This is a genomic window from Streptomyces diastatochromogenes (genome assembly GCF_002242805.1).
Taxonomy (GTDB): Bacteria; Actinomycetota; Actinomycetes; order Streptomycetales; family Streptomycetaceae; genus Streptomyces; species Streptomyces diastatochromogenes.
Genome location: NZ_MCGQ01000001.1, coordinates 20,937 through 33,615, shown reverse-complemented (window position 1 = coordinate 33,615; position 12,679 = coordinate 20,937). Strand labels below are relative to the sequence as shown.

The 12,679-nt window shown below is 67.4% G+C and carries 9 protein-coding genes; 8 read left to right on the top strand and 1 reads right to left on the bottom strand.

The window, feature by feature from the left end:
* The first annotated feature begins 2 nt into the window (after nt 1-2).
* The 8 genes from BEK98_RS00115 (at nt 3) to BEK98_RS00075 (ending at nt 11,644) form a co-directional block, all read left to right on the top strand.
* Nucleotides 3-479, top strand: coding sequence for a hypothetical protein (locus BEK98_RS00115; protein WP_094214239.1), 477 nt, complete (start codon nt 3-5; stop codon nt 477-479).
* Nucleotides 476-1,990, top strand: coding sequence for a UvrD-helicase domain-containing protein (locus BEK98_RS00110; protein ID WP_094214238.1), 1,515 nt, complete (start codon nt 476-478; stop codon nt 1,988-1,990). The genes BEK98_RS00115 and BEK98_RS00110 overlap by 4 nt, the downstream gene beginning before the upstream one ends.
* A 791-nt stretch (nt 1,991-2,781) precedes the next feature.
* Complete coding sequence (locus BEK98_RS00105) at nt 2,782-3,531, top strand: hypothetical protein (RefSeq protein WP_094214237.1); 750 nt, start codon at nt 2,782-2,784, stop codon at nt 3,529-3,531.
* A 479-nt stretch (nt 3,532-4,010) separates the two neighbouring features.
* Entirely contained in the window at nt 4,011-4,415 is a 405-nt protein-coding gene (locus BEK98_RS00100; RefSeq protein ID WP_425276573.1) for an SseB family protein, read from the top strand.
* Nucleotides 4,412-5,071, top strand: coding sequence for a hypothetical protein (locus BEK98_RS00095; protein ID WP_094214236.1), 660 nt, complete (start codon nt 4,412-4,414; stop codon nt 5,069-5,071). The genes BEK98_RS00100 and BEK98_RS00095 overlap by 4 nt, the downstream gene beginning before the upstream one ends.
* On the top strand, nt 5,071-9,768 hold the full coding sequence (locus BEK98_RS00090; protein ID WP_244201665.1) for a putative T7SS-secreted protein: 4,698 nt from the start codon (nt 5,071-5,073) through the stop codon (nt 9,766-9,768). Before BEK98_RS00095 ends, BEK98_RS00090 begins: the two co-directional genes overlap by 1 nt.
* A gap of 8 nt (nt 9,769-9,776) precedes the next feature.
* On the top strand, nt 9,777-10,286 hold the full coding sequence (locus BEK98_RS00085) for a hypothetical protein (RefSeq protein WP_094214322.1): 510 nt from the start codon (nt 9,777-9,779) through the stop codon (nt 10,284-10,286).
* A gap of 725 nt (nt 10,287-11,011) precedes the next feature.
* A complete protein-coding gene (locus BEK98_RS00075; protein WP_094214234.1) occupies nt 11,012-11,644 on the top strand; it encodes an HNH endonuclease family protein in 633 nt (210 codons plus the stop codon).
* 286 nt (nt 11,645-11,930) lie between these two features.
* Here the strand turns inward: BEK98_RS00075 and BEK98_RS00070 are convergent, their stop codons facing one another.
* Nucleotides 11,931-12,635 (bottom strand): HNH endonuclease family protein, encoded by a 705-nt coding sequence (locus tag BEK98_RS00070; RefSeq protein ID WP_094214233.1) that lies wholly within the window; start codon nt 12,633-12,635, stop codon nt 11,931-11,933.
* Between the last annotated feature and the right edge of the window lie 44 nt (nt 12,636-12,679).

Sequence of the window (12,679 nt, the reverse complement as noted above, 5' to 3'; positions counted from 1 at the left end):
AGATGCCGCACCACGCTCTGGAGATCACCCTCACCCGTGCCCTGAACCAGGCTGAACTCGACGCCGTGTGCCGCAGAATGCCGCTCGCGGCCAACCACGGCACCACCCGGCTCATGGCCCTCGTCGACGCCAAGACGCCCCACCGGGCGGCACGCCGGCTGCGCCACCAGCTCGGGGGACTGCTGCCCATCGACGTGATCACCACGCACTACCCGGACGCGGAGCACAAGGTGCTGCTCAACGTGGCCTTCCCCTTTGATGCACACGCCGCCGTGAAGGCCGAAGCCCGCCGAGCGGGCCTGACCTCGGAATGCTTCATGGAACTGGCTGTGCACCGTGCGTTGGCCCACCACGCCGAGCGTGAGATCGACCGCCTCCATCAGGAGGTGCGCCAGTTGCTGGCCCACACCAGCCCCGCACATCTGCTCTCCGCCGTCGGGCATGCACTTGCCCGACTCCCCAAGGACCCCACGTCATGAAGCCCACCGATGAACAGACCGCTGCGGCCGACGCCTTCCACGCCGGCGAACACCTTGCCGTGCAAGCCGGAGCCGGCACCGGCAAGACCACCATGCTGGCCCTGCTCGCCCGCTCCACCCGACGTCGCGGCCGCTGCCTCGCCTACAACCGGGCCATCGCACAGGACGCCGCCGCCCGCTTCCCGCGCACCGTGCAGTGCAAGACCACCCACGCCCTCGCCTACGCCGCTGTCGGCCACCACTACACCCCCCGTCTGAACGCCCCACGCCGCCCGGCCTGGCAGACCGGACAGGCCCTCGGCCTCACCAAAGCCGTCCGCATCGGCGAACGCGAAGTCTCCCAACGGGCCCTGTCCAACGCACTCCTGCGCACCGTGAACCGTTTCTGCCACACCAGCGACACCGAGATCGCTCGCCACCACGTCCCGAAGCTACGCGGCCTGGAAGATAAGGATCTGCACCGCGAACTCGCCTCCCACATCGTCCCGGTGGCCCGCAAGGCCTGGACGGACCTGCAGAACCCCGACGACGGCTGTGTCCGCTTCGAACACGACCACTACCTGAAGATCTGGGCCCTCACCCGGCCGAAACTCGACGCCGACTTCCTGCTCCTGGATGAGGCCCAGGACACCAACCCCGTCGTGGAGGAGATCTTCCTCGCCCAGCGCGACCACGCCCAGCTCGTGATGGTCGGCGACTCCGCCCAGGCCATCTATCACTGGCGCGGCGCCAAAGACGTCATGACCGGCTTCAACGGGACCCAGCTGACCCTGTCGCAGTCCTTCCGCTTCGGACCCGACCTCGCCGAGGAAGCCAACCGCTGGCTGCATCTGGCCGATGCCCCCATCCGCCTCACCGGCACCCCAGCCGTGTCCACCGAGATCGGCCCTGTCGCCAGCCCCGATGCTGTGTTGTGCCGCACCAACGTCGGTGCCATGGCCCAGGTGATGACCCTCATGGCCGACGGATACCAGGTTGCTCTAGCCGGGGGAGGTGACAGCCTGCACGCTCTCGCCCAGGCTGCGCGCGACCTGAAAGAAGGCCGCCGCACCCACCATCCCGAACTGCTCCTCTTCCCCTGCTGGGGCGATCTGCAGGACTACGCCGCCCACGACCCAGCCGGACGCGACCTGCAGCCGCTGGTCAACCTCGTCGACAGCCACGGCGCCGACGCCATCCTCGCCGCCGTCGCCCAACTCGTCCCCGAACCACACGCCCAGGTCACTATCTCCACCGCCCACAAAGCCAAGGGACGGGAATGGCCGTGCGTCCTGATCGCCGACGACTTCGCCCGCCCCAAGCAGCACCAGCAGCCGGGAGAACCAAGCGATCCCGCGACTGCCCCCGAGCCGATCGACGACGCCGAAGCACGCCTGGCCTACGTAGCTGTCACTCGTACCCGCCAGCGTCTGGACCTTGGCGGCCTGTCCTGGATTCACGACACCCCTGGCAGAGCAGCTGAAGAGTCGGGACTCAGCTGGCAGCAGGGCTTGTGCGCCCCCGGCCGGTGACGCGGTGCACCCGTAGCCGGCGTACGGGGCGCCAGTTCAGGGTCCTGCGCAGATGCGGAATCAAGGCGCACATCCGGCGAGCGCTTCGACCGGTGGCGGCTGGATGCACCGCGGCGACCGCCGGTGCGGCTTCGGCAGGGCTGTTTACCGCCGTCGTAGCGTCGTCGAGCGCTGTCTGAGCTACCTCAAGCAGCGGCGGTCATGGCCATCAGCGCGACAAGCAGGATGGCGATCGTCTGAAGGTTCGCGTGTGATCCGTGAATCCCGCCAGCGGATACCTGCGCTGACAGGGGAGGGCTACCTCGGGGCCCCGGTCGTGATCGACATCACCTGCCCGTGTGGGGGCCGTTCAGCATTCCCCCTGTTCACGGCTTCTTCATGACGTCTACAGTCTCGCTTCACTGATCAACTTTCGGTCGAGTCGACTGGATACTGAGCTATGGCCAGTCGGTTCGGCTCGTTGGTCTGCCTTTGTTGCTTTTGGGTCGCCAGTTCCCCCTTCACGTGATGCGGGGGAGCGGCGTGTGGGAGGGGGCTTGATGGCGTCTGGGCGTGCGCGCATGCTTTCCGTCGGTGTGACCAGGTACAAGATCACGGTGGAGACCCCCGACCGGTTCGGCTCTATGGCGCCTGGCGGCACGACAGACGGCAGCCGCTTTCGCCGGCGGGCAACGCTTTGGGCACGTTGGGGAGGGCATCGCGTCACTAGTGAGCCGTATCAGGCGCTGGTGGCTGTATCCCTTTGTCGGATTGTTTAAGGGGAAATAAAGGTGACTAATCGTACTCTTCTGGTGGCTGCGGCCCTGTGCGTGACGGCAGTGGTGGCGCTCACCGCGTGCGGAGAGGACAAGAAGGCCAATGCCGAGGTGGCAGGACACTCTGCTTCCGCAACGCCGTCGCCTGCGAAGCTGTTCGAGGGGTTGAGCGCGGCCCAGATTGCCGGGAAGTCACGGCTGGCCATGACGAAGCTGAAGTCGTTCAGGGTCAAGGGCGGCAGAACCAGCCACGGCGTGGAGATGACCGTCGACTTCACTGTCGCCGGGAAAGGCAGCTGTCAGGGGACCTTCGCTGTTGCAGGCGCGCACACTGAACTCCGTGTGGTCCGCGGTCACAGGTACATGAAGGGCGACAAGAAGTTCTGGCAGCAGTCAGGGAGAAGGAAGGGCTCGTCACCCAAGGAGACGAACGCCCTCGCCGAGATGTTCAAGGGACGATGGTTCGCGGTGCCGGAACAGGCCGCGAAGGCGGGCGATGACTTCTACGCCTGCGACTTCAACGCATTCCAGAAGGACAGCCCCCTCAGCAGAGGCGCGGAAACCGAGGTCGATGGCATACCTGCTGTGACGCTCACGGGGAAGGAAGGCTCCGGGGGGACACGAACCATCCTCGTATCCGCCAAGGGAGAGCCCTACCCGCTCAGGATGACCGTCGAGGGCGGCACTGCGCCCGGCTCGCTCGAGTACTCGGCGTTCAACGAGCCTGTGACCGTCACGCCCCCGCCGGGCGACGAGGTCCTGGACTTCGACAAACTGAAGAAGTGACACTCGGCTTGCGACCGTCCCTGTTCAGTCGGACAGGGGACGGCCGTGGTCATGGATGAAGGGCAGCCGGGCCCGCAGCGGTCGCAGCTGATTCGTAAGAGGCCAGCAACTGAGCGGGGCACCGACCAGTCCGGCATACCGCTGCGCTGCTGCGTGGAGTTGGCATGGAGGCGTTGGCCGAAGCCCTCCTCCCGCATGGCCGTCCGTCACCTGCTTGCATGGCTGACACGAAAGCGACGACTCCTCCGGCTGCCGTTTGCGGCTTGCGGTGTGCAGTTGTGATGATGTGTTTCATGTCTGAGCACGGGGGTGCGGTCGACGGGCCGCAGCGGATTCCACGGTCGCGACTTGCGGACTACGCGGAGATGACAGAGGCGCCGATGGCGCCTTCGCGCGAGCACCAGGAGCGGGAACCACAGCACAGTGAGCAGCCACCGGTTCCGGAGCCATCTCATGAACCCGCACTCGATAGTCCCGAAGTGGCCGCTCGCAGACGCGCGTTCGCGGCCCTGCTCGGTGAGTTCCGCCGCACTTCCGTGCTCGTCCCGCTGGGTGACGGCCCCGGACCGGACGAGGAACGCGGCCTGCTGACCGCAGACCTCAACGGCATCCGCTTCATCCTGGCCTTCTCGGACGAGCAGGCTCTGGCCCGTTACGCCGTCGCGCGCGGCGAGGCGGGGCGCGAGTGGACGTATCAGACCGTTCTCGGCGCGCGCCTGTTGGATGTGGCGGTGCCCGCGGCCGGGGTGCCCTGTGGGGTGGCGCTGGACTGCGCGGACGGGGAAGAGGGGATGGTGTTCCCGCCCGTGCGCGGGATCGTGCCGGACGAGGCGGCGCTGGACTTCGACATGGATGCCGACAGGGACGCGGGGGGCGTGGCATGAGTGGTGACGGCAAGGATCTGAAGACCGAGGGGCTCGCGCTGATCGCCAAGGGGCTGACCGAGGCGCTGGGCGAGCTGAAGGAGCTGGGCATGGTGGGCGAGGCCGGGGCCGGGCGCGGCTTCGACGACATCTCCCTGTCCGGGCTGGAGCTCGGCCACGAAGCGCTGACGGGGGAGTTCAAGTCGTTCTGCGAGCGCTGGGAGTGGGGCGTGCGGTCGCTGATCAACGAGGGCAACGGGTTCGCCGTGAAGACGGGTCTGTCGGCCGGCACGTACTACGAGAACGACAAGTACGTCGAGGGCACCTTCAAGGTCGTCACCAACGCGGCCATCGGCAATCCGTACGCCTCCGAGGAGGACGTCGAGAAGATGGGCTGGGGCGACATCGCCAAGTCCGGGGTGTACGGCGGCAACGTGGACTACAGCAAGGAGTCCTTCGACCAGGCCATGGACAAGAGCGGGCAGGCTTGGAAGGACGCGGGCCGGGACGTCATGACCTCGCACACCATCGGACCGGTGCCGGGCCTGAACCCGGAGGACCTCCATGGTGCGTTCGGGGTGTCGGACGAGGAGTACAACCAGTACCTCGACGACACCTTCGGCCCCTCTCCCGAGGCCCGCGCCAAGGCGGCCGAGCAGCAGGGCGGTGAGGGCTGATGGGACTCGGCGACCTGACCAACTCGCTTCTAGGCGGCGCGGAGGACCTCTACGACAAGGGCAAGAAGAAGCTCGGCGAGGGCGTCGACTGGGCCACGGACAAGGTGGGCGAAGGCCTGGACAAGGTCGGTGCGCACGACTGGGCCGACAGTGTGGAGGACTGGGGCGACGAGGTCGCCTCCGACCTGGGCGCCACCCCCGGTGAGCAGCAGCTGGGCCAGACCGAGGAGGCCAACGAGCTCGTCCACGGCAACCCGGACAAGATCCGCGAGAGCGCTAAGCACCTGAAGGACTTCCACGGCGCATTCGACAAGGTCAGCTCGGGCCTGAAGAAGGTCGACTCCTCCGGCTGGCAGGGCGAGGGCGGCGACGCCTTCCGGGAGAAATTCGGCGTCCATCCCACCAAGTGGGCCCAGGCGGCCGAAGCCTGCGCATCGGCGGCGGGGGCACTGGAGTCGTACGCGGACACCGTCAAGTGGGCGCAGGGGCAAGCCAAGGAAGCCATCGAGCTCTACAAGAAGGGTGTGAAGGCCTCTAAGGACGCGGTCGACGCCTACAACAAGAAGGTCGACGCGTACAACGCCAAGGTCAAGGCGGACGAGGACCCGGGCCCCAAGCCGGAGCAGGACCACAACGCGGGGAAGGCCGACGTCAAGGCGGCCGTGCAGAAGCTCGCGGAGGCGCGCAAGCAGCGCAACACTGCCGCCTCCGCGGCGCAGGGCAAGGTGAAGGCGGCCCTCGCGCACGCGCCGGCCGAGCCCCCGCCGCTGGAGCGCCTGCGCAGCGACTTCACCGACGGCTACCAGGCCGTCAACACCGAACTCACCCACGTGGTTGGCGGAGCCCTCAAGGGCACGGCCGGGCTGTTGAACTTCGCCCGTGGCCTGAACCCCATGGAGCCCTACAACCTCACCCACCCGGCCGCCTACTTCCAGAACGTCAACATGACGCTCGCCGGCCTGGTCTCCACGGCCTCCCACCCCGAACGGGTCGTGCAGGCCGCCGTGGACGGTTTCAAGAAGGATCCGTCGGAGTTCGTCGGCCGGCTCATCCCGGAACTCATCGGCACTAAAGGCGCGGGACTGGCCCGGGGTGGGATGCGGCTCGCTCTGAAAGAGGGCATGGAGGGGGTTGCGGAGCAGGGCCTGCGCAAGACCGCGCGGAACGCGGTGGAGGACGGGGCCGAGAACGTGTCGCGGCAGCCGGGCGCAAAGATCTGCGAGAAGGACCCCGTCGATGTCGCAACCGGCTGGATGGTACTGCCACAGACCGACGTCTCGCTTCCGGGTCAGCTGCCTCTGGTCGTCAAGCGCCAGTTCGAGTCGTCGTACCGGCTGGGCGGCTGGTTCGGCCCGACCTGGTCCTCAACGCTCGACCAGCGCCTGGAGGTCGACGCGGCGGGTGTTGTCCTCGTCGGCGAGGACGGCCTGGTGCTCGCCTACCCACACCCGGCCCCGGGCGTGCCCACCCTGCCCAGCCACGGCCCACGCTGGCCACTCGAGCGCACGGACGGCGGCTACACGCTGACAGACCAGAAGCTGGGCCACATACGGCACTTCACCGACCGCTCCGACACTCTGGCAGTGCTCGAGCAGCTCGACGACCGCAACGGCAACTGGATCACGTTCGAGTACGACGCCGACGGCGCACCCCGGTCTCTCACCTACAGCGGCGGCTATCACCTGCGCATATCCACGGCGGCCGGCCGTGTCACCGCGCTTCACCTGGCCAGCGCGGCCGAAGACGGTGGGGACCAGGAACTGATCCGCTACGGCTACACCGACGGCCACCTCACCGAGGTCGTCAACTCCTCGGGCCGTCCTCTTCAGTACGTCTGCGACGAACTGGGCCGCATCACCTCCTGGACCGACACCAACGACAGCCACTTCAGCTACGCCTACGACGACGAGGACCGCTGCACCCACCAATCGGGCGCTGCGGGCCACCTGCGCTCAACCTTCGCCTACGGCGCAGTCGACCCCGGCACCGGCGAACACACGACGACCGTCACAGACTCGTACGGTCACATCACCCACTACCTGATCAACCGGCGCTGTCAGGTGATCGCGGAGACGGACGCACTCGGCGCGGTCACCCGCTACCAGCGCGACCGTTACAACCGGCTGCTGTCCCAGACCGACCCCCTCGGGCATACGACCTCGTTCCGCTACGACGACGCAGGCAACCTAGTCGCAGCGACCCGCCAGGACGGCCGCGAGGTACGGGCTGAATACAACGCCCTTGGCCTGCCGGTGAAACTGGTCAATCCGGATGGCACGGTCACCCGGCAGACCTTCGACGAACGCGGCAACCTCACCTCGGTCACCGACCCGTCTGGTCAGACCACCCGCCTCGGCTACGACGAGGGTGGTCGTCCCACGTCGATGACTGATCCGCTCGGCAACACCACCGGCATCGTCTGCGACCGGGCCGGACTGCCGTTGACGGTCACCGACCCCCTGGGCGCGGTGACGCGATACGACCGCGACGCCTTCGGCCGCACCGCTGCGATCACTGATCCAACCGGAGCCACCACACGGCTGGAGTGGACAGTAGAGGGCCGACTGTCCCGGCGTACAGCTCCCGACGGCACGAGTGAGTCGTGGACATATGACGGTGAGGGCAACTGCACCAGCCACACCGACCCGGTCGGGGGCGTGAGTCTGTTCGAGTACACGCACTTCGACCTGCCCACCGCCCGTACCGGCCCGGACGGGGCGCGCTACGAGTTCGAGCACGACACCGAGCTACGCCTGTCGCAGGTCACCAACCCTCAGGGCCTTACCTGGAACTACGCATATGACGCGGCCGGGCGGCTGGTCGCGGAGACAGACTTCGACAACCGAACCCTCACCTACGAGTACGACTCCGCAGGCCGCCTGGTCTCGCGCACCAACGCTCTCGGCCAGACGATCGCTTTCGAGCGCAACGGACTGGGCCAGATAGTGCGCAAGGACGCCGCCGGACAGGTCACGACGTACGCCTACGACTTCACCGACCAGCTGGCGCAAGCCACCGGTCCGGACGGCACCACGCTCACCATCCTGCGCGACCGCCACGGTCGTATGGTTTCGGAAGCGGTCAACGGCCGGGCACTGAACTACGCCTACGACGAGCTCGGCCGCCGTACCGGCCGCACCACCCCCAGCGGCGCCACGACGACCTGGTCCTACGACGCGGCCGGGCGCCGCACCAGCATGACCGGCTCCGGTTGGAGCATCGATTTCGTCTACGACCAGGCGGGCCGCGAGCTTGGCCGCCGCTTGGGGCACATCACCCTGGAGCACTCCTTTGACGCCCTCGGCCGCCTGACATCCCAGTCCGTGCTGGGTCCGGCCGGTCGCAGGACGCAGCACCGCAGGTACACATACCGCGCCGACGGCCACCTGATCGGCATCCAGGACCAGCTCTCGGGCACGCGCCGCTTCGATCTGGACGTGACCGGCCGGGTGACGGCCGTCCATGCGGTGAACTGGACCGAGACCTACGCCTACGACGCGGCGGGCAACCAGACGTCGGCCTCCTGGCCAACAGGTCATCCCGGCCAAGAAGCGATCGGCAAGCGCACATACACGGGTACCAGCCTCACCCGCGCCGGCCAGGCCCGCTACGAACACGACGGCCTCGGCCGCATCACCCTGCGCCAGAAGACCCGCCTGTCCCGCAAACCCGACACCTGGCGCTACACCTGGGACGCCGAAGACCGCCTGACCTCCGTGACCACCCCGGACGACACCCGCTGGCGTTATACCTACGATCCGCTGGGCCGGCGCACCGCCAAACTCCGCCTCGCCGACGACGGCGAAACCCTCGTCGAGCGAGTCGACTTCACCTGGGACGGCACGGTTCTGTGCGAGCAGACCACCACATCCACCGACCTGCCCCACCAGGTCACCCTCACCTGGGACCACCAGGGCCTACGGCCGGTCACGCAGACCGAACGCATCGTCGCGGTCGACGCACCCCAGCAGGAGATCGACTCCCGCTTCTTCGCCATCGTCACCGACCTCGTCGGCGCCCCGAGCGAACTCCTCGACGAGCGAGGAGAGATCGCCTGGCGCACTCGTGCCACCCTGTGGGGCAGCACCACATGGGCGAAGAACAGCACGGCATACACGCCGCTGCGATTCCCCGGCCAGTACCACGACCCCGAAACCGGCCTTCACTACAACTACTTCCGTCACTACGACCCCGAAACCGCCCGCTACGTCACCCCCGACCCCCTCGGACTCGTTCCGGCGCCCAACCCGGCCGCCTACGTGCCCAATCCCCACATGTGGGCCGACCCGCTCGGGCTGAAGTGCGAGCCGCCCGAGGGATACACCTCCCAGCCTGCTTTCAAGAACGATCCGTACCACCCCGACGCGGTGGAGCGGCGGATTCGCGAGATGCGCGAGTTGTACGGGATCAAGGAACGCCCGCCGAGCAGCATGATCGGAGCCAATGGGACCCAGGTGACAAGCAAGACCATGTGGAACCACGGGCCGTACCGGATCGACGTTGAGAACCCGAACCCAGGGCAGCGGGCCGGGCAGCTGCATTTCCAGGACCAGAGCAACCCCACTGCGAAGTATCAGTACAATTTCGACGAAGGGAAGTTCGACGGACTGCCGCGCTCGGTTGAACGGGAAGTCGGCAAGATTCCTGGTTTCGAAGCGGGCATCCGCAAGGGGCTCAGGGTTTTGGGAGAGGATTAGCAATGAGAATGAACGAGAGAATGCTCAGCCTTGCCGGTGCCGAGCTGTCCTCGGTCCATCCGGACGACGTCCCTGCCGCGTATCGTGCGATCGCGGAGGAAGGCTGGACCGTGGACGGGAGCGGCGCCTACCTGCTCTCTGCGTTGCAGGCGGGGTACCACGGATCCACCGCTGGAGAATTCGAGGACATTGTTCACTTCGAAGCCACAGTGAACGGGCGCGGCATGATGGACTACGACCTTCCCGCTTCAGGACCCGAAAGGCAGAATCGACTTCTGCGGCGCTCAATCGCTTACGCCTGCCTGGCCTTGCAGGCTGCCCCTGAGGAAAGCGAGCACCCACTCCTGGGATACGTTTCCCTGTCGGAGGGCGGCCTGTCGGACGACACCCTCACGGCCAACGTCACCTTCTGCACAAGCCGCCCCGGCATCCCGCCCTACGTCAGCGACATTCAGGACTACTCCGAGGAATCACTGCTTGAGCTGTCCAGAGATGACGCCGTGAAGGCCCTCAAATGATGTCCACCAAGCCGATGTTACTGACCTTCAAAGAGTGGTGTAGGCGGGAGTTGACGGCCGGTGATCCGTGCGGGATGCCGCGTGTATGAGGCATGCGTAAGGGGGGCGGGCTGACGAGCGGCGGGACTTGGTCCATGTCGGCGTCGGTGAACAACTCCATCATGGGCGCGATACCAGTAGCCTCGTCGCGAGGACGATCGGTGTCTGGACGCGACTCCAGCGCTCCCAGGATCTTGGCGCAGGTTGCGAGCCCCAATCCCGAGACACCGACGACGTTCAGGCGTCGCGTGAGGGGACGCGGGCTGTGAGGTGCCGCGCTTGCGCTCCCCAGTCGTGGTCGGTCGTGCCGAAGTGGTGGAGGACGTCTAGCAACTCGTGTGCTTCCGAGAGAGTGAGCAGAGGCAGGCGTGGTTCGTGCAGTTCAGGCATGCCGGCTACGGGATCGACGAGTTCGTCCATGCCGGGCCTAACGGGTGCCGACCACGCTGGTTACGGGCGCTAGCCGGCCTGGGCAGGGGCTATGCCGAACTCATGCCCCGGTGGAAGCCAGGGGACGGTCGTCAGGCCGGCGCACGGGGCCGGTGCAAGCTGCGGTGGGTGACCGTGGGGTGAAGGCCGCCGCGTGGGGGAGTTGTCGCATCTGGTCAACGCGCGTAGCGAACCGTGCCGGGACTGCGGTTTCCTCGTGTGCGCATCTCCAACCCCCCACCATCATTGGAGACTTCATGCGCCGCGCCGTCTACGGCCTGCCCGCAACCACCCTGCTCCTGATAGGCATCTGTGCCGCCCCGGCCCTCGCGGAGCCGCCCGCGCCACCCCCGACGGCAACCGCACGCGCAGAGCTGGCCGCGCTCACCGTGGCCACCCCGCACTCGATGGACGGCTACGCCCGGGACAAGTTCGACATCTGGTCCACCCAGCCGGACGGCTGCACCACCCGCCAGGCCGTCCTGGCCCGTGACGGCAAAGACGTGCAGGACAAGCCGGGCAGCTGCCAGCCCTCGAGCGGTTCCTGGTACTCCGTCTACGACGACACCACCGTCACCGACGTCGCCCAGGCCACCATCGACCACATGGTCCCGCTGACCGAAGCCTGGCGCTCCGGCGCCGACACGTGGACCGCGGACCAGCGCAAGGACTTCGGCAACGACCTCAAGGACCCCCAGCTGCTGATCGCCTCGGAGTCCGCCAACGCCTCCAAGTCCGACAGCGGGCCGGCCGACTGGAAGCCCACCAACCACGCCTTCTGGTGCACCTATGCCAAGGACTACACGCACATCAAGTCCGTCTGGAAGCTGACCACCACGGACGGGGAGAAGTCGGCGCTGTCGACCATGCTCGACACCTGCACCAACTGACCGCGCCGGGGCTGCGCCGAGTGCTAGACCGCGTGAGGTCCGGCCGCCTCGCACACAGGAGCAGGCCGGTGACAGCGAGTGGTACTCACCCAGGCCGAGCCATACCCGGAGCTGTTGACCGGACGAGCCGACAGGCAGCCTGAGTCTTCGAGGAAGGGTCCCAAGCCGTAGTCGGCCTGGGACCCTTGTCCCGCAGGCTCGGGTGCCGGGTTGCTGCGGGGACACGTGAGGGTGGGGCACCCTGGCCGGCTGCGCTGCCCAATGGGGCGGCCAGGTCGACGTCTGTCTACCGGGCGAGAGTGACGGTGATGGGCTGGTCGGGGCAGGCGGCGAGGCGTTCGGCGAGGGCGGTCTGCTCGGCGGGGTCGATGCTCAGCCGGTAACGGGTCTTGTCGGCGACCCAGTTGGTGACGTAGGTGCACCAGTAGCCGGCATACGGGGGCAGCCAGGTGGAAGGGTCCTGGTCGGCCTTGGACCGGTTGGAGGCGGCGGAAACCGCGATCAGGGCGCGCTCGTCGTCGAGGTCGTTGGCGTAGAGCTCGCGTTCCTTGGGGGTCCAGGCGGAGGCGCCGCTGTCCCAGGCTTCGGCGAGGGGGACCAGGTGGTCGACGTCGAGTTTGCTGGCGTTGTCGAAGTACTGGTCGTCGTACGGGCTGTACCAGGAGCCGCCGGTGAGAGTGCAGCGGGGTCCGACGCCGGGCTTGGCGACGGCCTCGTCGAGGAGGACTTCGGCGCGGGTGTTGCAGCCGTCCTTGTCGGCGTCCGTCCAGTGCTTGAACTTGTCGCGGGAGTAGCCGGTGCGGTTCTCGTCATCGACGGTGAGTGCGGCCAGGGCGTCGCGGACGGGCAGGGTGATCGTGTCGCCCGGGCCGTGCCGCTGCAGCGAAGCGGTGTGGGCGGGCGGCGCGGTGGCGGCGTGGGCGGCAGCCGGCGCGAGCAGGGCGGCGAGCGCGGAGACGGTGGCGGCCGACGCGAGGCGGGGGAGGCGCACGATGGCTTCCTCTCGAAGATCACGAACAGGACGTGATCTTCATA